Below are 25,955 nucleotides of genomic sequence, written 5' to 3' on the forward strand. Positions count from 1 at the left end.
AGTGTGTTTATTTAAGATTTTTTAGATTGTGCCCATGTTCCTTTAGAGAATACACCTTTTGACATTAGGATCAGATCCTTAAATTCTTTCCTTGTGCCCGGAGTTGACTTTTCTAAAGTCACCTACTTAAGGAGAGTGACTTCTAATGTCATTAGATAAAAGCCTTTTTCAGCAACAACCAAATAAGCTGCTAGCCGCTTTGCCAGCGAGTGATTATGAACGTCTTACCCCCCATTTAAAGCTAGTTCCGCTCTCAATTGGGCAAATTCTTTACCAAGCAGCTGAACCAATTACACAGGTCTATTTTCCTGATAAGGCAGTGGTTTCTATAGTCACCACTATGGAAGATGGCTCAACGGCAGAAGTTGGGATCGTAAGCAATGAAGGCATGGTGGGTATCCCGGTAATTTTAGGAGACAATACCACAACTACAACATCGTTTGTACAAATTGCGGGCGCGGCTATGCAAATCAGTGCAGATGTACTCAGAAACGAGTTCAATCGAGGCGGAGCTATTCAAAAGCTGCTGCTGTGCTATGTACAAGCTATATACTCTGAACTAGCGCAAGGAGCGGCTTGCAACCGTCTTCATACACTAGAAGAACGGTTAGCCCGTTGGTTACTGACAGTCTCTGAACGTTTGGAATCAGAAGATTTTCCACTTACGCACGAATTTATCTCCCAGATGTTAGGTGTACGTCGTTCCGGCGTGACAGTAGCGGCTAGCACCCTCAGCCGAGCCGGAATGATCAGCTACCAACGCGGTCATATTAGGATATTGAACCGAGAGGATTTGGAAGCAACTTCCTGTGAGTGTTATCAAGTTATCCAAAACGAATTTGCTCGGTTACTGGGCAAAAAGCCCAGTAACCGAGCCAGAAAATTTTTTTGAGTTATGTGTGCGAAACCGAACAGACTGGCAAAAGTAACTTGATTTAAAGTATTTTGAGAAAATTTCTGTTTTAATGTTCAGTGAGCGAAAATACTCTTAAGCCGCAAGTAAATAGATTACTAGCGGCTTTGCCAACTAGTGATTATGAGCGTCTTGTTCCGCACCTGAAGTTTGTTTCGTTTCCCACTAGGCAAGTCATTTACGAACCAGGAGAACCCATAACAGAGGTCTATTTTCCCCAAAATGCAGTGGTTTCTATAGTCACTATTATGGAAGATGGTTCGACGGTAGAAGTTGGGATAGTGAGCAATGAAGGCATGGTGGGTATCCCAGTAATTTTAGGAGGCAACACAACAACCACAAAAGCGTTTGTCCAAGTTGCGGGCGCTGGAATGCAGATGGATGCAGATGTTCTGAGAACCGAGTTCAATCGGGGTGGAGCTATTCAAAAGCTGCTGCTGCGCTATGTACGAGCTATATATACAGAACTTACGCAAGGATGTGCTTGCAACCGTCTTCATACATTAGAAGAACGCCTAGCTCGTTGGCTACTGACAGTTTCTGACCGTTTTGAATCAGATAATTTTCCACTCACACAAGAATTTATCGCCCAGATGCTAGGTGTACGTCGTTCTGGTGTAACAGTAGCGGCTAGCACCCTCAGCCGAGCCGGAATGATTCGCTATCAGCGTGGTCAAATTAGTATTCTCAACCGAGAGGATTTGGAAGCAACTTCCTGCGAGTGCTATCGAGTTATACAAAAAGAATTTACTCGGTTACTGGGGAATCAATCAGCCAAGGTGCGTAGGCGTAGCCCGTCGTAGACATCACCGATGAATCAATTTTCTAAGTTATTATGTCCGAAACCGGACAGACACTTAGCAATTAGTTCTATTAAGATTTAGTAAAGAATGCATCAAATGGTATTGACAAATGCGTGCCATTTGATGCGATTGCTACTCTAAGTGCTTGAGCTAGACGGCGGTGAGAATAATGTCTAATCAATCAATGTCTTTTAAAGGTCTACGATTGCTCGTCGTAGATGATGACCCTGATACGAGAACTTTACTTACCTTCTTGTTTGAATTAGACGGAGCAGAAATTATCACAGCTGCTTCGGCAGGTGACGCTATAGAAATAATGTCATTTTTTAAACCAGACATCTTTATTAGTGATATTTACTTACCCGATGAAAACGGCTGCTCACTGCTCATGAAGGTTAGAAATCTGGAGGCAAAGCGAGGGAGAAAGATTCCAGCTATTGCTCTGACAGCATCTGCTTTCGACGAAGACCGGAATCGGGCATTATTAGCAGGTTATGATATATACCGATGCAAGCCGATAGACTTAGATGATTTATCTTCTACAGTTGCTAGTCTAGTTATGCTCGAAGAATACGCTTGACACATTTGGATGCTTAAGGTGATAGTCACTAAGCAATAAAGCTTTAAATTATTTTGAAAATACGATGTCTATTGAGGATTATACCAACGCCTGGTAATTTTTATACTAAATCAGCGTGTTGGCGTAGCCCTTGATAGACATCGTATTTTTTTAGGAATTTTTTGACTAATTTTATTCTTTTTTAATTCTGCTACCAGCAAAAACCTTTGAAAGAACAGAGATATAAAATATACTAAGAATAAATACAGAGAAGGCTAAAGTAATTCTCTGTGAGTACTCATTTCTTCATATAAAGGGCTGCATTATGGAATATCTTGCTTATTCTCACATGTTTGTTGCTCAAGAAGAGGCATCTGGAAACACCAAATATAATCTCCCTAAATCTCAATTAAATGGGAAAGAACCTCTTAAATCTTCTAACATAGTTATTGCTGAAAAACAGGCATCTGCAAACAGCAAAACTAAGTTCAATTGGAAAAAATTACTTAAATCTTCAGCTTGGTTAGCTTTAGCTGGTGTTGGTGTCTTACTTTTTGCTGCTACCCAAATTCAAATAAGTTCGGCTGCTTATGTAAAGACTAACGGCAGTTGTTTGCGTATCCGTACAGGTCCAAGCACCAACTACTCTTATATTGATTGTGTATCTAACGGTGCAACACTTCCAGCGATTGAAAGGTATGAAAACGGTTTTGCTCGGCTTTCTACGGGTAAATATGTTTATGCCCGATGGGTTGCTGATAAACCTAACAACCCTCCTGTGACTAGTAGACCTGGTGGCGTTGGCGGTTCAGTCATTCTTACCCGTGGTTCTAGAGGTCAGCTTGTAAGAGACGTTCAGACAGCTTTAGGTAATCTCAGAGTTGATGGAATTTACGGTCAAGAAACTGTTAACCAAGTCCGAAGCTTTCAGGCAAGTAAAGGTCTACTTGTAGATGGTACAGTGGGGCCCGAAACTAGAGCAGCTCTGGGTATTTAAAAGTTAGAGACAATTCGATAAACCAGCCACTTTTGAAAAATCTCATTTCTAGGTTATACCTATTTTCTTAGAAATCCAAAACATCTCGCCCGTCTGAAAGCGGGCAAGATGCTAACTTGACAACATTGAAACTGTGTTGAATGCAAATAAGAAAAGCCGATTTTATACACCCTGAAAAACAGAAATTTTGTATTTTGTTTAATCTAAGTTGATATTTCGGATGAAACACCCAAGTAATTTTGCACAATCTGCAAAATGCGCTCTGCTGCATGACCATCCCCAAAGGGATTAATTGCATTTGCCATTGCTTCATAGGCATCTGGATCGCTCAGTAACTCAGCCGCAGATGCAAAAATATTCTCACTCGTAGTGCCTACAAGTTTGGCTGTACCAGCTACAACAGCTTCTGGTCTTTCGGTAGTATCTCTCAAAACTAGTACTGGTTTTCCCAAACTGGGGGCTTCTTCTTGCAAACCACCAGAGTCAGTGAGCAAAAGATGCGATCGCCCAATTGCTCCCACTAGTTCACCATAATCTAGAGGTTCCGTCAAGAAAATTCGGGGATGATTCCCTAAAAGCTCTTGCAATGGGACTCGCACTGTGGGATTGCGGTGTAATGGTAGCAACAAAGCTGTATCAGGGAACTTGTCTAAGATTTGTAAAAACCCCTCTGCGATCGCTTGCAGGGGTTCTCCCCAATTCTCCCGTCGATGAACTGTTGCTAACAGAACGCGGTATGAATCCCAGTCTAAGCCTGGTACATTACAAACAGCTTGAGTTGCAGCTACATTCAACAGCGCATCAATTACCGTATTACCCGTCATGTGAATTTCACCCAAAACACCAGAACGGTGCAAATTTTCCACAGCCCAAGGTGTCGGCGCAAAGTGCAACTGAGTAATTTGAGAAATCAACCGTCGATTAGCTTCTTCTGGGTAAGGATTGAAGATATCATCAGTTCTTAAACCTGCTTCTACATGACCAATAGGGATTTTTTGATAAAAAGCTGCTAAAGCTGCGGCAAAAGCCGTTGTCGTATCTCCCTGCACCACCACTAAATCTGGCTTTTTCTCTTTAAATAACGCTTCTAACCCTTGTAAACTACGGCAGGTAATATCATTTAGAGATTGCTGAACCTGCATAATTTCCAAGTCATAATCTGCCTTAATGTTGAACAGCTGCATAACTTGCTCAACCATCTCCCGATGTTGTCCAGTCAGAATTACTTGCGACTCAAAAGCTAAAGACTTCTGGAAAACCTGAATAACTGGAGCAAGTTTAATCGCTTCGGGACGAGTACCCAAGATAATGCAAACCCGTTTTTGATTAGTCATTAGTCATTAGTCATCTGTCATTTGCCAATGGTTATAGTCAATGGTCTATGACCAATAGTCAATAGTTGACGGTCAATCATTACACAAATCATAAATATAAAAGGAAAAATTATATAAAAAGCATGAAAAAACCCGGCTTAATCGGGTAGATGAACTGTATATCGAATTCAATTTTAATCACATTATTATTAGAGAGCATGAAAAAACCCGGCTTAACCGGGCAGACGCACTGTTTGTCTTATTCACCTGTGATGACTACATTTTAATCTCACAAGTTAAAGGGCAAGCAGCATAAACAGTAGTCTGCATTTGGTCTGCCTCTCCATGCAGCCAGCTTAACCATTTAACCTCACTGGGATGAACTCCTTTAATAGTTAGCACACCCGCAGCAAATACAACTGCCATGACATTAAACATGATTAAAGCGCCTGCTACAAGCAAAACAGCACTAACAGGCATCACAGATTGCAAGATGATCGATAACAGACATCCAACCGTAGCCATTAAGACAACTAATGGAAAACCGACAACCAACAAGCATACTGCTAATGTAAAAGTCCATATTAAAAAGCTTTTAATCATCAACAAGGAGTAGGTCTTTCCTAGATTAGAGCTTTCAGCAGAAACCATGACTTTTCCTCCCAAAAAATACACAGCAAATTTTAATTTCAGTGATATCTCGCTTTTGGCGAGTTAACTGATTTGTTTCTCAGTGAAATTCAGTATATAAAAACTAATCGGGAAAATGAGCATTTATTTACTAAAGTTTACAGTTAGTTTTTTGTAATTGTGAATTTAAAACCAAGTTTATATCTATTAGAATAACTTGCTTTCTGCATCTGTCTTCAGGTATATAACCTAAAACTTATGGGCTTTTAACGTTGATCCCCAGATATTGCTCCTACCAAGCTTAACATTTCTTATAAAAATTGATAGCGTTTCTCATAATTGATAGATGGGCTGAATAAATGAATAGTCAGTATTTATGCTGTTAATTGCTGGCAATTTGTATTGATGCCCAAGATAAATTTCTCATCTAATGGCTGAGAATATTCATATTTTATATCAAAAGTATTATAAAGCACCATGCAATCTCTGGACTTTTGCTGAGGCGTTCTAAGCTATTAGGTGTGTTAACCATTATATATAGGTTAAATAATTTTTCTAAATATTCTGAGTAGCGGAATCTTAGGAAAAAAAGATACCAGTTTATGTGGATGAAATGGATTGACCGTGGTTCTAGATTTTCAATCGCCTCCCATCACCACTAGGGCTTGCACGCAAGCATTTTCCAAAAGTCATCAAAGTAAGTGACTTGACTTCTCACTAATTCAAATTTTTACCCGCTAAATGTGAAGATATATGACAGAATCACAGTCTCCATCAAATTCTAGCCCTGTTACCGAACATAACTTGCCCCCAATGCCCCCAATGCCGCCACCTCCGCCAACCTTTAGTACACAGAGGCAGATGACACAAACATTGGATATGTCAATGGATAGGAGTACCAACACGCCTGTTGCAGGTCATCGTCCGGTTAGTCCACCGCCAATACCTACTTCAGTTCTTCCTAAAACCAGCAGTGCGGGGCCCACTTTAGAGAAGTTAATCAGAGAAGCTTACGATCAAGGATATTCTGACTTGCACTTAGGTGTCGGTGAAGTACCGCGCTTCCGCACCCGAGGAGAAATTCAATCATGGGATTATCCAGAAGTAAGTAAAGAAGCTTTTATGAGTTGGTTGCGGGAGGTAATGAGTGAGGCGGAAATTCAGCGCTTTGAAGAACACTTAGAATTTGACGGAGCAACTCAATATGACTTTGCTCGCGTGCGGATTAACGTTTTTGGCACTCTTAGAGGGCCTGCAATGGTGTTGCGGTTGATTCCTCTGAAAATCTTAACTATGGAACAGTTGAGATTACCCCCAGTTTTTCGAGATATTTGTCATCACCACAAAGGTTTAATTTTGGTAACTGGGCCCACTGGTTCTGGTAAGTCCACCACAATGGCAGCGATGGTTGACTATATCAATAAAGAGATGGCCAAGCATATCATTACCATTGAAGACCCAATCGAATTTATCCATCAAAGCCGCAAATCTTTAGTCAAACAACGGGAAGTGGGAATGCATACCCGGAAATTTGACAACGCTTTGAAAGCAGCTTTGCGGGAAGACCCAGATTTGATTCTGGTGGGGGAAATGCGGGATAAGGAAACAGTCAACACTGCCCTAAAAGCTGCTCAGACTGGTCACTTGGTCATGGGAACCCTACACACCAATAGCGCGGTTAAAACCATTGAACGGATTCTCAACCTCTACTCTGGTGACGAACAGGATGCAATGCGGGTAGCAATTTCTGAGTCTTTAGTAGCGGTAATTGCTCAAGGTTTGTGCCGCACAACTGACGGGAAGCGAGCTGCTTTCCACGATGTGCTGATCAATACTGAGGCTATTAAAGAATGGATCAAAGACGGTAAGTATGATGAAATTGGCGAGTTAATGAAACAAGCTGGTTTTGACGGCATGATTACGATGAATCAGTCCTTGCTCAATCTCTATCAAGAGGGTCGCATCACTGAAGAAACTGCTTTGGAAATGTCACCAACTCCTAATGAAATGGCACAGTTTCTCCGAGGTAGAGTTTAAGATTTGGGCATTGGGCATGGGGAATTGGGCATTGGGCATTGGTTATTAATTATTCTCCTCTACCTCCCCTGCCCCCCTGCCTCCCCTGCTCCCTCATCCATCCCCCACTCCCAAATATCTTTGTCATCCTGGTTACGGTTATAGCTAAGGTAAAAGGTAAAAGAGAGAATTTTTACTTTTAGCTTCCTAGCCTTTGTGAATAACTTGACAACAAACAAACTATCTACACCCCAGTTGTTTAAAGGCATTGCCCTATTTACACCTGGAGGAGATTTAATTTACTGCATCGACCCTAGCAAACAAGGTCGATGGCATTTGCATTTGTGTTCGGCTTTGCAAGAAATTCTAGATTTGCCAGAGCCACCGCACTTTTTAGTACCTTGTTATACTGCGACTATTGACCACTGGTTAGATCCGCGCACTCAACAAGTGCGAACTTTTGCTGAAGCTTATCCGGCTGTAATTAGACATCAAGCTTTGCTTAATGCCATTTTTGGTACAGGGGAGTTAGTATGGCAAGCTGCTCCTTGGCAAGAGGGGTTGTGCGATCGCATGGTATTAACATCTTATCGTTCTTCATTTGGGCAGCTTTGGGAAGATCACGATTTAATTGTTCGTCTAGACCTTTCTGAGCCTGTGCCAAAATACCACCAGCCGGTAATAGTACAAAAAAAGGAAGTCATCACACAAGGCTATGTTCTCCGCTTGTTTGTTGCAGGACATAGCAGTACAACCGAACGCATTCTGCAAAATTTACACGAATTGTTGGAGCGATCGCTCGGACATCCTTATACTCTGAAAGTAATTGATGTTTTAAGTCATCCAGAACAAGCAGAACTCAATCAAGTTTCTGCAACTCCTACCCTTGTCAAAGTTTGGCCGCACCCAATTCGGCGAATCGTTGGAGAGTTGGATCATGTAGAAAAGATTTTACAGATGTTAGCTGCTAAGGAAAAATTTTAAGTTTTATAACGAAATTGAGCGTTAAAAGTAAAATGCAGAGATTTGAGAGGTGGCAATTGTTTTTGCTAGAAATCAAAGAAAGTTTGTAGTAAGCTCATGGCTCGTGAACCGCTTTGCAATAAGACTAGTTTTTTTGCCAAGTGCGCGAATGGGTAGGTGTTGGTGAAGAGGTGACTACAAACATGGCTGAATTGCCGTGTATGCAAAGACTTGACGACTGTAGAATCTTGAAGACATCCGCGCACCTTATGTGGACTGACTTTCAGCGATTTTCGTATGACACATTGCCACTCTTCATGTTATGATTTTTCTATTCGCGCTCTTGAACCTTGAAAACCAAATAACACAAAGCTTTTAAATGCCAGCGATTGCAATCAAATAAAATCCCTATTAGGGATTGAAACAACGGATGCACTCGGATTATTCTCTGCCCCAACAGATTGCAATCAAATAAAATCCCTATTAGGGATTGAAACCTTTGAAAGATTGACAGGTTCCTTGTCTGGTTGTAATTGCAATCAAATAAAATCCCTATTAGGGATTGAAACTTTGCTGAGGAGTCCAATTATCCCAAGGCGTGATTGCAATCAAATAAAATCCCTATTAGGGATTGAAACCAGCAATAATACTTCTAATCTTGTATCGCTTAGAAATTGCAATCAAATAAAATCCCTATTAGGGATTGAAACATCAAAAAATGCATAATTAGCAGAACCATGAAATGATTGCAATCAAATAAAATCCCTATTAGGGATTGAAACATCTCAAGCGATATTTTGGCAGATGACGAGACAAATTGCAATCAAATAAAATCCCTATTAGGGATTGAAACTTTTCGCTTGGTGGGCTATTTATCAGAAGATGGAAATTGCAATCAAATAAAATCCCTATTAGGGATTGAAACTGTTAGTTGAATTGCTGTTAATTGGGCTTTAACTTATTGCAATCAAATAAAATCCCTATTAGGGATTGAAACAGTTTCAATCTCGTGGGTGAACGGATTAAATAATTGCAATCAAATAAAATCCCTATTAGGGATTGAAACAGTGACGAAGTATCTCCCCGACTAATCAAAAATTGGATTGCAATCAAATAAAATCCCTATTAGGGATTGAAACAGAAGAATTGGGATAATCTGCCCGAAAGCAGGAATTGCAATCAAATAAAATCCCTATTAGGGATTGAAACAGTTTCTAGAATAGCTATGTATTCTCTAATATTGCAATCAAATAAAATCCCTATTAGGGATTGAAACCCCGTACTCCATATACACTACATTGCACCTTGTTACATTGCAATCAAATAAAATCCCTATTAGGGATTGAAACGTATTTCAAGCACGCTGACATAAGACCAGCTACAGATTGCAATCAAATAAAATCCCTATTAGGGATTGAAACCAAGCTCTCCAGTTCTTTCATCTACTTGAGCAGATTGCAATCAAATAAAATCCCTATTAGGGATTGAAACGGTAAAACGTTCTATTCAAAGGGGAAAAATTATGGATTGCAATCAAATAAAATCCCTATTAGGGATTGAAACTTTAAGGGTTTGAAGTTATGGCTGGTTCGCTGAAAATTGCAATCAAATAAAATCCCTATTAGGGATTGAAACTTTTGTTGGGCTTCCAAATATAGAAGAACGGGAAGATTGCAATCAAATAAAATCCCTATTAGGGATTGAAACGGACGAACCAGCAAGCGCACACGCAGAGCCAGGAATTGCAATCAAATAAAATCCCTATTAGGGATTGAAACGCCGCAGGGGAGCGAACCCAGAGCCGGGAGTGAAATTGCAATCAAATAAAATCCCTATTAGGGATTGAAACCGTCTTCCAAAAACAAAGTCCCCGTCCACTAAATTTATTGCAATCAAATAAAATCCCTATTAGGGATTGAAACAAAGTACTCCGTTCTGCGATGGCTGCATTAATAGATTGCAATCAAATAAAATCCCTATTAGGGATTGAAACAGGCTCAACTACCCTTGGGGATAACCTGGCTGACCGAATTGCAATCAAATAAAATCCCTATTAGGGATTGAAACAGATTTAATAAATTTTACTGATACCCAGTCCAGGGTTAGCGCGTCTCAAACCCTATTGACAGGCGGATAATATTACGGAATTAGAGTTTGAGACAGCAGAGGCCAACACAGAACACTTGTCAAATGGAACACATTGCAATAGTAGTTAATATAATTAAAATAGTTAGTAACAGTACGTAAATTTATATCTAGCTTGAAAAGATAAAACAAATGTTATGGGATAGCAACAAAACTTTTTATACCATTATTGTGGACTATTGCTTGTAAGTGTATTGCAAATAAGTCAACGTGAAAACCGACTATTACGGCATAGGAAAAATAAAGCTACCATTAAAAATGTTAAAAAAGCTGAGAATGTTAAGTCTTCTCACTTCCACGAAGTGGTACTAAGGTTTTGTTTTATCAAAACAGAATTCAGGAGTCAGAATACCCTTTCAGGGAAGCAAGCTACAGAATGAATGCTGTACAACTGGTGGATAGCACAGAGGTAGTGAGTCCCTTACTAATTGATTGTGACCGGAGTTGCGGAGTCCCCGGCTTTGCTTCTGAATTCTTCTTCAAAATTAGAAAGTTTGCATTTGGCATTGCTTATGAAGTTACGTTCATATATGTTTATAGGTTTTTTTCTGAGTCTGCTCCTAACTTTTTTGCCTTTTTCGAGCAATTTCATAAATGCTGCAATACCGACAGCAGTCGCACCTGTATCTGCGGCCTCATTCACCCAAGGGGTTAAAAAAACGGTGTTGGACAATGGCTTAACAGTGCTAACCAAGGAAGTTCATACTGCTCCAGTGGTGAGTGTGCAAGTTTGGTATAAAGTTGGTTCCCGTAACGAGGTTAAGGGAGAAAATGGTATTTCTCACCAGCTAGAACATTTGATGTTCAAGGGTACAACTGCCCGCCCAGTGCAGTTTGGAAGATTGTTTAGTGCCTTGGGTAGCCAGTTCAATGCTTTTACTAGTTATGACGAAACAGCTTACTTTGGCACAGTGCAACGAGACAGACTCGAAGCATTGTTGACACTGGAAGCCGATCGCATGGAAAATTCCTTAGTTGGGTCTGAACAACTCACAAGTGAAAAGCGAGTGGTGATATCCGAGTTACAAGGGTACGAAAATTCACCAGGCTATCGTCTGAGTCGGGCAGTAATGCGAGATGCTTTCCCTAACAGAGCTTATGGCTTACCAGTGGGAGGCACAAAAGCTGATGTAGAGAAATTCACGGTGGAGCAGGTACGGAATTATTACCAAACCTACTACAGCCCAGAAAATGCCACGTTAGTAATTACGGGGGATTTCGCCACAGAACCTGTACTCAAAGTTGTTAAAGAAACTTATGGGAAATTGGCAAAACGATCGCAACAGGGCAATGTAAGGAGAAATGTCGCTCCATCTTCTCCAGTTGCCCCTATTACTAAAAAAGCACCGATTGTTTTGAAGCAACCTGGAAGCGCGGCACTACTACAAGCAGTGTATCCTTTACCAGATATCAAGCATCCTGATGTGCCGGCAATTGATGTGATGGATGCCATTCTCACGGGTGGACGTAGCTCTAGACTTTACCAGGCTTTGGTAGAATCTGGACTTGCCAGTTCAGTAAGTGGCGGTGCTGCCGAACTCATCGAACCAGGTTGGTATGAAATTAATGCTACGGCGGCTCCAGGTCAAGAGTTAAGTAAAATTGCCCAGGTGCTTCAGGAATCTTTAGGAAAGTTGCAACAGCAGCCTGTCACCACAGAAGAATTGAACCGAGCAAAAACGCAACTGCAAGCTTCATATATCTTGGGTAATCAAGATATTACTAGTCAGGCTAGCCAACTCGGATATAACCAAACGATCGCGGGCGATTATCATTTTATTGAACAGTACCTCGCTGCGATCGCTAAAGTCACCCCAGCCCAAGTACAAAAAGTAGCGAAAACTTACCTAAATCCGGCTAAACAAACTATCGGCTTCTTTGAGCCGACTCAACCGGATGGGAAACCAGGGACTTCTAGCGCTGGTTCTGGTCGCACAGTAGAAAATTTCAGCCCCGGTAAACCTGTAGATCCGGCAGAACTAGCTAAATATCTCCCACCTGCCACATCAGCTACAGATTCGGCCAAACAATCGCTACCAGATGAGTTTACCTTAAATAATGGTTTGCGGGTTTTGTTGTTACGTGATCGCAGTCTCCCCACTATTAACCTAAGTGGACAAATTGACGCTGGTACTGAATTTGACGGTAATCAAAAAGCTGGATTAGCGAATCTGACTGCGGCCAACTTAATGAATGGGACGCAGACTAAAAATGCTCTTACCCTAGCAAAAACCTTAGAAGACCTAGGAGCCGATTTGAGCTTCAGTGCTAGCCGTGAGGGAGTGAACGTTAGCAGTGAAGCACTTTCAAAGAACCTGCCGATACTGATTCAAACTCTGGCAGATGTGTTAGAAAACGCCACTTTCCCAGCCGACCAGCTAGAATTGAGCCGTCAACGAGCGTTGACAAGTCTTAAAGTCCAGCTAGATGATCCTAGAGGACTAGGACGACAAGTATTCCAGCAGGCAATTTATCCTGAAACTCATCCATTTCATAGCTTTCCTACATTTGAGAGCTTAAAAAGCATTAGTCGTGATGATTTGCTTGGCTTCTATCAGACACACTACCGACCAGATAATACAACGATCGCAATAGTTGGAGACTTTGATCCAGTTAAGGTAAAAACTTTGCTGAATCAGGCGTTTGGCAAATGGCAAGCCACAGGTAAGCCACCTGTGCTGAAAATATCACCCGTGCCATTACCGCAAACTTCAACACGTTTAAACAAAATAATTCCTGGTAAAGCTGAGGCTGTTACCTACATCGGCTACAACGGCATCTCTCGCAAAGACCCGCGTTATTATGCGGCACTGATACTGAATCAAATTTTGGGTGGTGATACATTATCGAGCCGCTTGGGTACGGAAGTGCGCGATCGCCTTGGTCTAACCTACGGTATCTATAGTAATTTTGCCGCCGGCATCAATCCCGGCCCATTCTTGATTCAGATGCAGACTGCTCCTGGAGATACCCAAAACGCGATCGCCAGTACTCTCGCTTTACTTAAACAGTTGCGCGAACAAGGAGTAACTGAGGCTGAATTCAACACGGCAAAACGCTCACTTACTAATAGCTACCCCGTGGATTTAGCTAATCCCAGTAATGTATCAAGTATCATTTTGGATAATGCTGTCTTGGGACTTTCACGATCGGAAATCCGAGACTTTCCTCAACGGATTCAAGCAGTCACTATGGCTCAGATGCAACAGGCAATTGAGGATTTAATTAAGCCAGAAAATCTGGTAATTGTCACCGCCGGGCCTGGAGAAACTTTACCTAAAGGCGGTTAATTAGCTCACTGAATTTTTAATTTTGGATAATGGAATTGAAAGATTCAAAATTCCAAATTTAACCTGACAGTGTTAAGAAACACATACCTGAACATTTCGAGAGAGTATTTCTCTATCTAATGGAGGAATTAAGAAAGATAGTATCAGGACAAAATAAACAGATATTCCGATCACCTGACGAACTTTAACTCCTATATTCCTCATTTCTAGATAGAAATGGGGAATTTTTTTCAAAAGCTACCAACATGGAATTCCAATAAAATATTTATCTGTCTTTAGGAGGAATAACATAAAGTCTAAAAATAATAAAAACTTAAGTAGCCCGATTACCCTACCGAACTTTGTTCTAGCTCTCCCCATGTTTTTATCTAACGGGGGAGAGTTTATTTAAACAATCGATGGCTGCACCAACGAGATGAGAGTTTTTTCAAATCAATCAGCTTAGTTTAAGCCTTGATTATCCCTAACCTTCGTGAAAATAATTTTTAATGACGCTTCCACATTGTTAATGTAATTCGTAAAGAAGCATGTAAATAGAGCAAATTCAACTTCTAACTCTCGCAATATCTTGTTTTTCCGATTTTATTTTTCTTCTTTCTTTTCTTCTAAATTGGTTATCTTTGCATTTGGCATCAGGATATAGTTTTCCTGGCTCTGTTTTTCTTCTTTCTTTTCTTGTATAACTTGAGTGGAATATATTTCAACATCTCGTTGAATAACATCTTCTACATTACCCGCAAAAAGATTAAACGCCTGTTGGTGGCTTGTATAATCACGATAAGGGCCTGTCAACTGGGAGAATTGCCACCCTTGGGTTTTCAAAGATTCGACTGTACGGCGATAGTGCCGCCAACGTTCACCGTAATGAAAAAACTCTTCAATGGCAGCACTAATAGCAACAATTTGACTCAAACCAAAAGTTGACCAGATAATGATATTTCTGGATCTTTCGTTAACTTGTAAAGTAGAATTAGTGTTAATGTTTAAACTTACCAGCGCTGGGAGAATTACACCGCCAATAATAGTTGTTATCCGCAAAAAATAATGGCGATCGCGTGATAAATTAGCCTTACCTTCCATCCAGAGTACTTGGTCTAACCAGCGCGATCGCAAAAAATGCTTTTGCCCATCGCCTAAATTCATACCTTCAAATAACTTGTTAAAATCTTCCTTTAAAAATTCCTGATAACTATCTTTTTTTGCCATTATTCACTCCTAATTAGAAAGCAAATCTTTAATTATTTGTCCTAAATTTTTAACCCCATTCTCTATGTCAATCAAGTTGACGTATTGTAATATACCAGATTTTGCTAACTTTTTAGCTCGCTCATCAGTAGCTTTTCCACGCAAAGCATCGGCAAGGATATCTGCGGTTCTACCACTACCAGCAATCACAACAACTAACCTTCCAGTATTAACGCTATAAAACGCATCATCAAAGGTGATCTCACCACCGTTTAAAAGTACAGTCACCGAAGGTGCATTATTAGCCAGCATAGTTGCAACGTTAGATATCCAAGGTGATTCGTCGCCCCAATTATCGCCAGGAACCAGTACAAAATGAGTATGGTTTGGCTCTAACGGTGTCAAATCAGCGCCGGGTTCTTGTTGATTAGGTAAAGCCACTTTGTTTTCAGGTGTTACACCAATCAAAGCAAACTTAGCACCTATCTGGCTACGAGCCTCACCCATCAATTGCATAACTCCTGCATCCGTACCTCCATCCACAACATAAGCACCCAAACTTTCGGCTATTGGGGCTAAAACTTCCGTAAACAACCGTTTAATACGAAGAAAATCAGCTTCACTGATTTTACTTGCACCCCCTACCACTACTAAAATAGAACGCGAACCGCCAAGCCCTATTTGCTCAAGAGCATCTGGTAATTCGGCTTGTTGATCGACTCGAATAGCTAATGCTGTTTGTCCTCTGTCAAAGGTAAGTTTCACAGGATTTTTCATTTGTCCACAATTCTGACTGATTAAGTTTCCCAGGGTAGAGGTTCCTAGCCATGTTTCGCAAGGGTTGTATTACCGATAGTTAATTGTCGAAGCGTTCAGATTTTTGTTCTACCGAGGAGCGATGTCTCCGACGGGTGGTTCCTGAGCGCAGCCGTACCACTTCGTGGAAGCAAGCTACGCGAAGCGTCTCCGACAGGAGAAGGGCTACGCCTATGTCAGAAGTATTATTTGGTGCAGCTTCAAAAAGCAACGTTATGATAATTAATGCATTAATCAAGCTTACGCCTAATAATAAATAAGTTGGCACAAACAAACCTCTAGAATACGGAGACGATTAATCGCCTCTATAAAGCTGTTAGGTGCTGTGCCAAACCAAAATCAGCCGTTGTACAAATTTCCATAAGGATAATTGAAGTGACTAGGACTAATTCAGACTTTCTTTCCTCCACCGATCCAGCGATCGCGGAGTTAATCAACGACGAACTACAACGCCAGCGAGATCACTTGGAGTTGATTGCTAGCGAAAACTTTACCTCTGCTGCTGTACTGGCGGCTCAAGGTTCAGTACTGACAAATAAATATGCCGAGGGATTACCTGGTAAACGCTACTATGGCGGTTGCGAGTATGTTGACAAAATTGAGCAACTAGCGATCAATCGTGCTAAACAGATATTTAGCGCTGCTCATGCAAATGTCCAACCCCATTCTGGCGCACAAGCCAATTTTGCTGTATTCTTGTCGCTGCTGCAACCAGGGGACAAAATTATGGGGATGGATTTGTCTCACGGGGGGCATCTCACCCACGGTTCACCTGTAAATGTCTCAGGTAAGTGGTTTCAAGTTAGCCACTACGGTGTGAATCAACAAACAGAACAACTTGACTATGACCAAATTCGGGAGCTGGCGCTGAGGGAGCGTCCTAAGCTCTTGATTTGTGGTTATTCGGCTTATCCCCGGATAATTGATTTTGAAAAATTCCGTAGTATTGCTGATGAAGTCGGTGCTTACTTACTTGCCGATATCGCTCATATCGCTGGTTTAGTTGCTAGTGGTCTTCACCCCGATCCCATTCCTCATTGTCATGTAGTAACAACAACTACACATAAGACTCTACGCGGCCCTAGAGGTGGTTTAATCTTGACCAGCGATGCAGAACTAGGTAAAAAGCTAGATAAATCTGTTTTTCCTGGCACTCAGGGCGGGCCATTGGAACACGTCATTGCTGGTAAGGCAGTGGCTTTTGGAGAAGCCCTAAAGCCTGAGTTTAAAACTTATTCTGCTCAAGTAATTGAAAATGCTCGTGCTTTGGCAGAACAACTACAAAATCGGGGTTTAAAATTAGTGTCAAATGGCACTGATAACCATTTACTTCTCGTGGATTTACGTTCTGTAAATCTAACTGGTAAGCAGGCAGATCAGCTAGTCAGCACTGTGAATATTACTGCTAACAAGAATACTATTCCCTTCGATCCACAATCGCCATTTGTTACCAGTGGTCTGAGGTTAGGTTCGCCAGCAATGACCACACGAGGCTTAGGAGTAGCAGAATTTACCGAGATTGCAAATATTATTAGCGATCGCCTGCTTTCTCCAGATTCCGACGTAGTAACCCAAGATTGTCGGCAACGGGTAGCAGCATTGTGCGATCGCTTCCCCTTATATCCTCACCTGGAAATTCCTGTACCAGCACTAGCATAATTGGGCATGGGGCATAGGGCATTGGTAAATAGTTCTTCTTCCCCAATTCCCAATTCCCCATTCCCCATTCCCAATTCCCCATTCCCCATTCCCAATTCCCAATTCCAATGAGTGCAGAAATTATTTGTGTTGGTACTGAATTGCTGCTAGGAGATATCCTCAACGGCAATGCTCAATATTTGGCGCAACAATTAGCGCAGCTAGGAATTCCCCACTACTATCAAACAGTAGTTGGGGATAATCCAGAACGGTTGAAGCAAGTTATAGAAATTGCTATTTCCAGAGCGCAAATTCTCATTTTCACTGGTGGACTTGGCCCCACACCAGATGATCTCACCTGCGAAACCATCGCCGATTTTTTTAAAACCCCTTTGGTAGAAAACCCAGAAATCATCGAAGACATAACCCAGAAATTCGCCCAACGAGGTCGGGTTATGTCACCAAGTAACCGCAAACAGGCTTTGATTCCCCAAGGTGCAGAAATTCTCCCCAACCCCACAGGAACAGCACCCGGTATCATTTGGCAACCCCGTCCTGAAATCACGATTTTTACCTTTCCCGGTGTTCCCAGTGAAATGTACCCAATGTGGGAAGAAACAGCCGTCCCATTTCTCAAAAGTCAAGGTTGGGGTAAAGAAATTATTTACAGCCGCAGTTTAAAGTTTTGGGGTATTGGTGAATCTGCTTTGGCGGAAAAGGTTTCTTCCTATTTGAAGTTGCCAAATCCCACAGTAGCGCCTTACGCAGGTAAGGGGGAAGTAAGATTGCGAGTTTCTGCTAAAGCCACTTCTGAAGCCGCCGCAGAAGAACTAATTGCGCCCATTGAGAAACAACTTAAAGAAATTGCCGGACTAGATTTTTACGGCGTTAATAATGATACTCTTGCTTCCGTTGTCGGAGAGTTATTGCGGGCATCAAAAGAAACGCTTTCAGTGGCAGAATCTTGCACTGGTGGCGGTTTAGGGCAAATGTTGACCGAAATTTCTGGAAGTTCTGATTACTTTTGGGGTGGAGTAATTTCTTATGACAATTCGGTGAAGGTTAAGCTGCTGGGGGTTAACCAGGAAGATTTAGATAAATTTGGGGCAGTAAGTGCAACTGTTGCAGAGCAAATGGCAATTGGAGTCAAAACTCACCTTGCAACAACTTGGGGATTGAGTATTACTGGTATTGCTGGCCCAACTGGAGGGACAGATACAAAGCCAGTGGGTTTAGTTTACGTTGGTTTAGCTGGGCCAAAGGATGAAGTAGCAAGTTTTGAATATCAGTTTGGTACAGTGAGAGGCCGCGCTCTAATTCGTCATGTCAGTGCGAATGCAGCGTTAGATAATCTGCGGCGGAAGTTGTTGACGAGGTAGAAGGTATGTTATCTTTGTCATACAAATGTATGACAAACAAACCTAACCATGCGAATTAATGCGCGATTAGATGACGAGTATGCTGACAAACTAGCCTTCATTCAACAGCAGACTAATCAGGCAGTAACAGATGTAATTAAATCTGCTCTCGAATTGTACTACCAGCAGCTTCAGCAGGAGCAAAAGAATCCTTTCTCAATGCTCACCCAAACAGGCTTTATTGGTTGCGGTGAGACACATTTGGATCTATCCGTAAATTACAAATCAATTTTGAGAGATGGCTTGAAAGCTAAGTATGATTATCGTTGATACTGGCTTTTGGTTAGCATTGGCAAATCGCAATGACTCGTACCACACTCAAGCAATAACAGTACTTGCCAATGTCAACGAACCTCTGATTACGACTTGGGCTGTCGTTACAGAGACTTGCTATCTATTGCTAACAAAGATGGGAAACCACGCCCAAGTAAGTTTCATTAATAACTTATTTTTAGGGGCCTTTACGGTTTTTGATTTGCAACCCCATCATGGTAAACGCATTTGTGAACTGATGGAAAAATATGCGAACTTACCAATGGATCTGGCCGATGCTTCGTTAGTAGTTTTGGCAGAACATCTGGGACATGGAAGAATTTTGTCTATAGATTTCAGAGATTTTAATGCTTACCGTTGGAAAAATCAGTATCCGTTTGAAACTAGTTTTTGGGGTAATTCTGGGTAAATTTAACCACTGACTTACCAGAGTGTTAATCGCATTTGTATCACCCTGCTTGGCAAGTTCTAGAATATTTAGCTGTATCATATTTAGTATTGGTGAGAATCTTTGCAATAACTTAGTTCAATGATTCCCACTCACTAGATAAAAAGTAACATTTGACACAGTAAACTTCTAATCATCAGTTATCCAACTCCTACCCATCAGCACAATTAATCACGGGATCGCTTGCTGTATTCTTCACGATTTGTTACAAAAGTACAAAGAACTTCTAGAGACCCAAAACCACATGTTCGGCGGACTTACTGGTTTACAAGATCCTAAAGGCACTGATTGGGGTGAGCGGATGCTCAACACGGTCGCCAGCCAAACGATTCGCCACCTGTTTACCCAAAGCGAGTCAGTAGAAGTCTTTGTGCGCTGCTACCCCTCCAGCAAGCTCTTGCAAGGCAGCATTGATAGCTTCAAAATGAGCGGTCGTGGCTTAGTGATTCGGAGAGATTTCGCGGTAGAAGAGATGTCTTTTGAAACCGATGCGGTGGCTATTGACTTCGGCTCGGTTTTAAGTGGCAAACTTAGTCTTAAGCAACCCACTCAAGCGATCGCTCAAGTAATTCTATCAGAAGCAGGCATTAACCAAGCCTTTAGTGCGGAACTGGTGAAAAAGCGTCTGCTTAACCTCTCCGTACCCTCTCTGACGGCATTATCTGGCGGTGAACCCGTTTCCTTTACGGAAGTTCAGGTACAGCTATTACCTGAAAATCGGTTGCAGGTTGTAGCAAAAGCAGATTTAAACAATGGCGAACTTGTACCCCTGAGCATGATCCTAACTATAGGTATTGAAAGGCGGCGGCGAGTTTCTTTCAAAGATCCGAAAATTCAACTTGATCAAGTGCCAGAAGCACAACGAGAAATCTCGCAAACCTTGAGCGTAGCGCTGGTAGAAATTTTAGATAATATGGTTGATTTGGATCGTTTTGACCTCGATGGAGTGAAAATGCGGCTCAACCGATTAGAAACTGAAGGTCAAAAACTTATTTTCAGTGGATATGCTGAAATTGAACGTATACCAAGTAGCAGCTAGTATGAATTAACACGCAAAAAATCAAAGTAAAGTCTTTCTGAGCAACTTTGTGCAAAACTTTAAACAAATTAAATACCGCCTAGATTATTCTAGGCGGTAGTTTAAATCTTTAGGTTTTTAAGGGATTTCGGAGTAATTGATTATAGGTTGTTATTCATTTTTACTTATTACCCCTAACTCCCAATACGGTTTGGTTAAGATCCCCCCGCCTGCGGCGACCCCTTTTTAAGGGGGACTTTGAGAGCTTTTTGCCCCCCTTAAAAAGGGGGGTTGGGGGGGATCTTCAAAAGATTAAAACTTTAACCAACCGTATTGCCCTAACTTCCTAACTCTCTACCTTCCCACGCCTACATATTGGAATCCAGCGCGTATCAGTGTTTCAGGGTCAAGGAAGTTACGACCATCGATGATAACGGGGTGGGCCATCAATTTTGCCATCTTCACATAGTCGAGAGTGCTGAACTGCTGCCATTCGGTTACGAGTACTAAAGCATCGCAGCCGTCAGCTAATCTTTCGGCATCGGTTTCTACTAGCACCCCAGAAAGGCCATGACGCATACCTGTTTGGGAAATAATTGGATCGTAAGCTTTAACTTTGGCTCCTAGTCTGTTTAACTGCTCAATTAAAATAAGGGCTGGAGCATCGCGCAAGTCGTCGGTATCTGGCTTGAAGGTCAGTCCGAGTAGTCCAACTGTTTTGCCTTTGAGAATTTTCAGAACTTGTTGGAGTTTCTCCAGAGCAATCAAGCGTTGGCGTTCGTTAACACTAACGGCAGATTTTAGTAACTGGGCTTCATAACCATAGTCATCAGCAGTATGAATTAGAGCCGAGACATCTTTGGGAAAGCAGGAACCACCCCAACCGATACCAGCTTGTAAAAACTTGTTACCAATACGGGAATCTAAACCAATACCTTTGGCTACTTGGGTGACATCAGCACCGACGCGATCGCAAATATTAGCAACTTCGTTAATAAAACTAATCTTAGTGGCTAAAAAAGCATTAGCGGCGTATTTAATCATCTCCGCCGAACTCAGGTCTGTTGCCAGAATTGGCACTGGGGGTAAAGATTGATCCTCAGCGTACTTGCGTTCCACGATCGGGGCATACAGTTGTTGCATTAATGCTACTGCTCTTTGACTATTGCCTCCTAGTACAATGCGATCGGGGTTGAAAGTGTCGTGAACAGCCGAACCTTCGCGCAAAAACTCTGGATTGCTTACTACATCAAACTCGGCTACAAATTCAGGTAATTTATCATCACTCGGCACTCCACCTGCGGGTATCAGTGTTTTCTGCCGCTCTGCAACACCATCTAGAACAAGCATCCGCACCCAGTCACCTGAGCCAATGGGGACTGTAGACTTATTCACTATCACCTTATAACCACCGTTGAGATTTTCGCCAATCCCACGGGCTACAGCTTCAACGTAACGAGTATCACTTTCACCAGTGGGCAAAGGTGGTGTTCCCACAGCAATAAACAGAATTTCACCGTGGGAAACTCCAGCAGCAAGATCGCTTGTAAAATGAATCTTCTGTGTTTGAATGGCAGACTGCATAATTTCTGAGAGTCCCGGCTCAAAAATTGGGGACTGTCCAGACTTCATTAACTTAACTTTTTCTTCGTTGTTGTCTACGCAAATTACATCATGCCCAATATGAGCCAAGCAAGCACCTGTAACTAAACCAACGTAGCCAGTACCAATCACGCAAACACGCATTCTTTAACTCCCTAATTTTTTTGGTGTAGTCTTCAAAAAGAAGTTATCAATATGACACTTAACACACAGTTAGAAAACTCAGTAACTAAGCATACCAGCTACCCTGTGGGTGAGCCTGCATAAAAATTCAGAGCAACGCTAGGCGCTACTTAGTTGGTTGAATTATTGACATCGCCTTGAATGCGATCGCGGAAATCTTCTATTGTCAGTTTTAACCCCTCTTGCAGAGGAATGGTAGGTTCCCAATTTAACCAATTCTTTGCCTTGGTAATATCGGGCTGGCGACGGCGGGGATCGTCCGAAGGTAATGGCTCGAATTTAATCTGTGCATCTGGATTGATCATGTTCTGCACAGCTTGTGCCAACTGTAAAATCGTGTACTCACCAGGATTCCCCAAATTCATTGGGCCAATATAGTCGCTATTCATCAGGCGGATGAATCCTTCTACCAAGTCGGAAACATAGCAGAAACTACGAGTTTGCGAACCATCCCCGTACACGGTTAAAGGATTACCCCGCAAGGCTTGAACTATAAAATTACTTACTACCCGACCATCGTTTTCTAACATTCTCGGGCCGTAGGTGTTAAATATCCGCACAACTCGAATATCAACTTTATTTTGTCTGTAGTAATCAAATGCTAAAGTTTCAGCAATTCTTTTACCTTCGTCGTAGCATGAACGTATCCCAATGGGATTGACGCTACCCCGATACTCTTCAGTTTGGGGATGAACTTCTGGATCTCCGTATACTTCACTAGTTGAAGCCAAGAAAAATCTAGCTTTCACACGTTTAGCCAGCCCCAACATATTCAGGGTTCCCATGACGTTAGTCTTAACGGTTTTAACTGGGTTGTACTGGTAATGTACTGGTGAAGCAGGGCAAGCTAAATGGTAAATTTGATCCACTTCTAACCGAATTGGTTCGGTAATATCGTGGCGGATCATTTCAAAATACGGATGACCTAACCATTTAAGAATGTTACGTTTATGGCCAGTGTAAAAGTTATCCAAGCATATTAATTCATGCCCATCGGTCATTAATCGGTCGATAAGATGGGAACCAATGAACCCAGCACCGCCCGTCACCAAAATTCTCATAGTTTCCCAGTTACTTACAAATATTTTCAGTACCTATTGCACTTACTTTTAGATTACCCAGCTTGGGGACAAAAATACAGAACTCAAAAAAGAACAAGGCTTAATCAAAAAGTGTTATTGAACTTACTTATTTTGCTATGGTTATAGTCTTGTGATGTTTTTACCTGCTTTTTTAACAATTTAACTAGCAAAATAACAAACTTAGTCTCAATATTGTTAGTCTTCCACTTAAAGTTCATCAAATCTTCAATAATATAAAATGTTTTTACGGTTATTGCTGTTCTCAGTTGGATGCAAAGCAGTCAAGAATTGACCGTAGGAATATCTATATATTCTTACAGTCAATTCTTTTGTTGCAAAGCTTTTTTTGAATACAGATCGCAGCCCCAGTTCACTCAGATAGACTAAAATCTGCTTGATATTATACAGCAGATGTAATACTAGTAACCGTGTTAGACATAACTGCGTTTGTGGTTTGGGTGCGCTGCGGTTCTCCAAGCATGACAATGGAGCAGGTTAGTTGTCTGGCTAACTGGGTTGTAACATCGCTAATGGCTAACCCTCCAGGACTGGTACGATTGCGTATAAAAGGTAAAACAACTAAATCATATAATCGTGCTGCCTGCAAAATTGCTTGGGCAACATTTTCATGAGCGATAATTTGAACTTCTGGAGCATTAGCCAAAGCTAAATTAGATACCATTAGGGAGAGGTGCGATCGCCTCCAAGCAATTTTACTGGAACTCGTGCGGCGATCGCACACATTTAGCACAGTAATGTGGCTCTGATTTGCCTCTGCCAGCATCTGGGCAAATTGTACAGGCTGTAATATAGGTGCTGTTAAGTTTTCTACTGGTACTAAGATACGCTGAATTTTTTTCGGTGATTCTACTAGACGTGTTACTGCTACTGGACAATGGGATGCCCAAAGCACACCATCAATCACATTCCCAAATAAACGCGCTCGTAACCCAGTCCGTTTACCCCAACCCATCACGATTAAATTAGCCTTTTGTTCGCGGGCGGCTCGGCTAATTCCTTGAGCAAAGGCATCATCAATTCGCAGCATTGGTTCTGCGACTACGCCCAATAATCGACTGTGTGTCGTCGCTTTGGTCAATAACTGCTCACTGCGTTGTAGAGAAGCTTCTAACTGTGGTGCATCCATCTGAGCCGCAGCAGTTGCGATCGCCAGTGGTATAATTTTCCCCTGGGACTGACGCGCTAATAACGCTGCCATTTCAATTAAATGCTGTTCGGTATGAGGATTATAGACAGGTACGACTATCGTAAAAGCGCTATCTTTCTCTAGTGCATTCTGGTCAGGTAGAGGTGGTGCCGGATCTTCCTCTGGTAAGGAATTCAAACCAACAGCTATTCGACTGGTTATCAACGGCCCCAAAGTTGAAGTTACCACCATTAAGACAATGACACTGTGTAATACTCCTAGTGGCAGCAACCCAGCCTGATATCCCACTAACGTAGCTGCTAAGGTTGTACCAACCTGAGGAAGTGATAGCGACCAGATGGTTAACGTTTCTTGCCACTTGTAGCGGTAAAGCAGTTTTGCCAACAAAGCTGCAATCAATTTACTGGCAATCAATCCGACTATCATCAACAGCGTTAACTTGAGCGTATCCACGTTGTTCACAAAGGTGGATAGATTGATCAGTAAGCCAAGGTCAACAAAGAAAATGGGAATAAACAACACACTGCCAATAAATACTACCTTTTCTTTGACAGGGCCTTCACCCACAGCTTCATTCACCGCCAAACCTGCTAAAAAAGCACCAACTATTTTTTCTACCCCAATCAATTGAGCGCCTACAGCCGCCAGAAATACGGAAAGTAATACAAACAAAAACTTGTTTCCTTCATCATCTCCAGACCGCTTGAAAAATTCCTTACCTGCCCAATCAAAGCCTGTAACAACGGCAACAGAGTAAATAATTAACCAACCCGACAAGGTGAGTAGTTTAGCAAAGCTGAATGCTCCAGCATGAGTGATGCTTACGCAAACGCCTAAGATCAGCACTGCCCCAATATCTGTAAAAATCTTAGCTCCAATGGTGACAGTAACAGCTTTATTGTTTACTACTCCCAAACGGCTGATTATGGGATATGCCAAAAGAGTATAGGAAGTGAATAAAGAGCCAATTAAAATTGAAGTATTCCAGCCATAACCTAAAATCAGCCCTACTAAGGTTCCCATTATCAGGGGGACAATGAAAGTCAAGCTAGCAAAGCCAAAGGCACGACTTTTTTGGCGACGGAACTTTTCAAGATCAACTTCTAGCCCGGCGACAAACAGTAAATAAATTAACCCAATCTCTGATAGCAGGTTAATCATCGGTGAGTCAGACTGAAATAAATTCCAGCCTGAAGGCCCAAGTACTAGCCCTGAAAAAACCAAACCCACTAATCCTGGTAATCTTAGCCGCTCAAACATGAGGGGGATAACTAAGATAACCACTAGCAAAATAGCAAAGGGAACAATTGGTTCTTTGCCAAGAACTTGGGAAGTTGGTTCCAGAACAAGAACTTGTGATATGAGTTCCATCATGTAGGAATTGAAGGGGCTATGGTAAAACTGCGATTACCTGGGGGCGATCGCCTGATGGATATAAAATGGGTAAGCCACCTGACGAAAAATTAAAAATATTAACTTACACTAACTAGGTAAT

19 protein-coding genes and 1 CRISPR repeat array are annotated in these 25,955 nt (G+C 41.8%); of the genes, 12 read left to right on the forward strand and 7 right to left on the reverse strand.

What is annotated here, in order from left to right:
• The first annotated feature begins 145 nt into the window (after positions 1-145).
• The 4 genes from IQ274_RS11005 (at position 146) to IQ274_RS11020 (ending at position 3,272) form a co-directional block, all read left to right on the forward strand.
• A complete protein-coding gene (locus IQ274_RS11005) occupies positions 146-892 on the forward strand; it encodes a Crp/Fnr family transcriptional regulator (RefSeq protein WP_194142272.1) in 747 nt (248 codons plus the stop codon).
• A gap of 80 nt (positions 893-972) precedes the next feature.
• A complete protein-coding gene (locus IQ274_RS11010; RefSeq protein ID WP_194142273.1) occupies positions 973-1,716 on the forward strand; it encodes a Crp/Fnr family transcriptional regulator in 744 nt (247 codons plus the stop codon).
• A 169-nt stretch (positions 1,717-1,885) separates the two neighbouring features.
• Positions 1,886-2,296, forward strand: a complete 411-nt coding sequence (locus IQ274_RS11015) for a response regulator (protein ID WP_194142274.1) — start codon at positions 1,886-1,888, stop codon at positions 2,294-2,296.
• A gap of 304 nt (positions 2,297-2,600) precedes the next feature.
• Positions 2,601-3,272 (forward strand): peptidoglycan-binding protein, encoded by a 672-nt coding sequence (locus IQ274_RS11020; protein WP_194142275.1) that lies wholly within the window; start codon positions 2,601-2,603, stop codon positions 3,270-3,272.
• A 203-nt stretch (positions 3,273-3,475) separates the two neighbouring features.
• On the opposite strand, the gene wecB is transcribed toward IQ274_RS11020, so the two are convergent.
• Complete coding sequence (wecB, locus tag IQ274_RS11025) at positions 3,476-4,606, reverse strand: non-hydrolyzing UDP-N-acetylglucosamine 2-epimerase (RefSeq protein WP_163939119.1); 1,131 nt, start codon at positions 4,604-4,606, stop codon at positions 3,476-3,478.
• Positions 4,607-4,861: 255 nt separating this feature from the next.
• On the reverse strand, positions 4,862-5,236 hold the full coding sequence (locus IQ274_RS11030) for a hypothetical protein (RefSeq protein ID WP_012409057.1): 375 nt from the start codon (positions 5,234-5,236) through the stop codon (positions 4,862-4,864).
• Positions 5,237-5,968: 732 nt separating this feature from the next.
• Here IQ274_RS11030 and IQ274_RS11035 point away from each other — a divergent pair.
• The 3 genes from IQ274_RS11035 to IQ274_RS11045 all read left to right on the forward strand — a co-directional run bounded on the left by IQ274_RS11035 (position 5,969) and on the right by IQ274_RS11045 (position 13,629).
• The gene (locus tag IQ274_RS11035) at positions 5,969-7,252 is read left to right on the forward strand and encodes a type IV pilus twitching motility protein PilT (RefSeq protein WP_194142276.1); all 1,284 of its coding nucleotides are present in this window, start codon (positions 5,969-5,971) and stop codon (positions 7,250-7,252) included.
• 195 nt (positions 7,253-7,447) lie between these two features.
• Positions 7,448-8,215, forward strand: coding sequence for a circadian clock KaiB family protein (locus tag IQ274_RS11040; protein WP_163939652.1), 768 nt, complete (start codon positions 7,448-7,450; stop codon positions 8,213-8,215).
• A 367-nt stretch (positions 8,216-8,582) separates the two neighbouring features.
• Positions 8,583-10,261: direct repeats of the CRISPR family, unit length 37 nt; unit sequence ATTGCAATCAAATAAAATCCCTATTAGGGATTGAAAC.
• 590 nt (positions 10,262-10,851) lie between these two features.
• Complete coding sequence (locus tag IQ274_RS11045; RefSeq protein WP_194142277.1) at positions 10,852-13,629, forward strand: M16 family metallopeptidase; 2,778 nt, start codon at positions 10,852-10,854, stop codon at positions 13,627-13,629.
• A 582-nt stretch (positions 13,630-14,211) separates the two neighbouring features.
• On the opposite strand, the gene IQ274_RS11050 is transcribed toward IQ274_RS11045, so the two are convergent.
• Together IQ274_RS11050 and IQ274_RS11055 are read right to left on the reverse strand one after the other, a co-directional pair.
• Positions 14,212-14,835 (reverse strand): DUF4231 domain-containing protein, encoded by a 624-nt coding sequence (locus tag IQ274_RS11050; protein ID WP_194142278.1) that lies wholly within the window; start codon positions 14,833-14,835, stop codon positions 14,212-14,214.
• Between the two features lie 9 nt (positions 14,836-14,844).
• Positions 14,845-15,591, reverse strand: a complete 747-nt coding sequence (locus IQ274_RS11055) for a hypothetical protein (protein ID WP_194142279.1) — start codon at positions 15,589-15,591, stop codon at positions 14,845-14,847.
• 414 nt (positions 15,592-16,005) lie between these two features.
• Here IQ274_RS11055 and glyA point away from each other — a divergent pair, with 414 nt between their 5' ends.
• The 5 genes from glyA (at position 16,006) to IQ274_RS11080 (ending at position 20,446) form a co-directional block, all read left to right on the forward strand.
• On the forward strand, positions 16,006-17,289 hold the full coding sequence (gene glyA / locus IQ274_RS11060) for a serine hydroxymethyltransferase (protein WP_194142280.1): 1,284 nt from the start codon (positions 16,006-16,008) through the stop codon (positions 17,287-17,289).
• A gap of 107 nt (positions 17,290-17,396) precedes the next feature.
• Positions 17,397-18,647, forward strand: a complete 1,251-nt coding sequence (locus IQ274_RS11065; protein ID WP_194142281.1) for a competence/damage-inducible protein A — start codon at positions 17,397-17,399, stop codon at positions 18,645-18,647.
• A gap of 48 nt (positions 18,648-18,695) precedes the next feature.
• A complete protein-coding gene (locus IQ274_RS11070) occupies positions 18,696-18,956 on the forward strand; it encodes a CopG family transcriptional regulator (RefSeq protein WP_194142282.1) in 261 nt (86 codons plus the stop codon).
• The gene (locus tag IQ274_RS11075; protein ID WP_194142283.1) at positions 18,943-19,368 is read left to right on the forward strand and encodes a type II toxin-antitoxin system VapC family toxin; all 426 of its coding nucleotides are present in this window, start codon (positions 18,943-18,945) and stop codon (positions 19,366-19,368) included. The genes IQ274_RS11070 and IQ274_RS11075 overlap by 14 nt, the downstream gene beginning before the upstream one ends.
• A gap of 283 nt (positions 19,369-19,651) precedes the next feature.
• Positions 19,652-20,446: a DUF2993 domain-containing protein gene (locus tag IQ274_RS11080; RefSeq protein ID WP_194142284.1), complete on the forward strand. Its 795-nt coding sequence runs from the start codon at positions 19,652-19,654 to the stop codon at positions 20,444-20,446.
• Positions 20,447-20,779: 333 nt separating this feature from the next.
• Here the strand turns inward: IQ274_RS11080 and IQ274_RS11085 are convergent, their stop codons facing one another.
• From IQ274_RS11085 to IQ274_RS11095, 3 genes are all read right to left on the reverse strand, one after another.
• Positions 20,780-22,171 (reverse strand): UDP-glucose dehydrogenase family protein, encoded by a 1,392-nt coding sequence (locus tag IQ274_RS11085; protein ID WP_163933336.1) that lies wholly within the window; start codon positions 22,169-22,171, stop codon positions 20,780-20,782.
• Positions 22,172-22,320: 149 nt separating this feature from the next.
• Complete coding sequence (locus IQ274_RS11090) at positions 22,321-23,271, reverse strand: UDP-glucuronic acid decarboxylase family protein (RefSeq protein WP_163933337.1); 951 nt, start codon at positions 23,269-23,271, stop codon at positions 22,321-22,323.
• A gap of 421 nt (positions 23,272-23,692) precedes the next feature.
• A complete protein-coding gene (locus IQ274_RS11095) occupies positions 23,693-25,831 on the reverse strand; it encodes a cation:proton antiporter (RefSeq protein WP_194142338.1) in 2,139 nt (712 codons plus the stop codon).
• Between the last annotated feature and the right edge of the window lie 124 nt (positions 25,832-25,955).

Origin of the sequence: Nostoc sp. LEGE 12447 (genome assembly GCF_015206985.1) — a bacterium.
GTDB lineage: Bacteria > Cyanobacteriota > Cyanobacteriia > Cyanobacteriales > Nostocaceae > Nostoc.

Bases quoted from the DNA above. Each gene is read 5' to 3' on its own strand.
- IQ274_RS11015 (WP_194142274.1), top strand. From the start codon at position 1,886: ATGTCTAATCAATCAATGTCTTTTAAAGGTCTACGATTGCTCGTCGTA.
- IQ274_RS11085 (WP_163933336.1), bottom strand. From the start codon at position 22,171: ATGCGTGTTTGCGTGATTGGTACTGGCTACGTTGGTTTAGTTACAGGT.
- IQ274_RS11075 (WP_194142283.1), top strand. From the start codon at position 18,943: ATGATTATCGTTGATACTGGCTTTTGGTTAGCATTGGCAAATCGCAAT.
- IQ274_RS11050 (WP_194142278.1), bottom strand. From the start codon at position 14,835: ATGGCAAAAAAAGATAGTTATCAGGAATTTTTAAAGGAAGATTTTAAC.
- wecB (WP_163939119.1), bottom strand. From the start codon at position 4,606: ATGACTAATCAAAAACGGGTTTGCATTATCTTGGGTACTCGTCCCGAA.
- IQ274_RS11080 (WP_194142284.1), top strand. From the start codon at position 19,652: ATGTTCGGCGGACTTACTGGTTTACAAGATCCTAAAGGCACTGATTGG.
- IQ274_RS11045 (WP_194142277.1), top strand. From the start codon at position 10,852: ATGAAGTTACGTTCATATATGTTTATAGGTTTTTTTCTGAGTCTGCTC.
- IQ274_RS11055 (WP_194142279.1), bottom strand. From the start codon at position 15,591: ATGAAAAATCCTGTGAAACTTACCTTTGACAGAGGACAAACAGCATTA.
- IQ274_RS11065 (WP_194142281.1), top strand. From the start codon at position 17,397: ATGAGTGCAGAAATTATTTGTGTTGGTACTGAATTGCTGCTAGGAGAT.
- IQ274_RS11005 (WP_194142272.1), top strand. From the start codon at position 146: ATGTCATTAGATAAAAGCCTTTTTCAGCAACAACCAAATAAGCTGCTA.
- IQ274_RS11030 (WP_012409057.1), bottom strand. From the start codon at position 5,236: ATGGTTTCTGCTGAAAGCTCTAATCTAGGAAAGACCTACTCCTTGTTG.
- IQ274_RS11095 (WP_194142338.1), bottom strand. From the start codon at position 25,831: ATGGAACTCATATCACAAGTTCTTGTTCTGGAACCAACTTCCCAAGTT.
- IQ274_RS11090 (WP_163933337.1), bottom strand. From the start codon at position 23,271: ATGAGAATTTTGGTGACGGGCGGTGCTGGGTTCATTGGTTCCCATCTT.
- IQ274_RS11035 (WP_194142276.1), top strand. From the start codon at position 5,969: ATGACAGAATCACAGTCTCCATCAAATTCTAGCCCTGTTACCGAACAT.
- IQ274_RS11070 (WP_194142282.1), top strand. From the start codon at position 18,696: ATGCGAATTAATGCGCGATTAGATGACGAGTATGCTGACAAACTAGCC.
- IQ274_RS11020 (WP_194142275.1), top strand. From the start codon at position 2,601: ATGGAATATCTTGCTTATTCTCACATGTTTGTTGCTCAAGAAGAGGCA.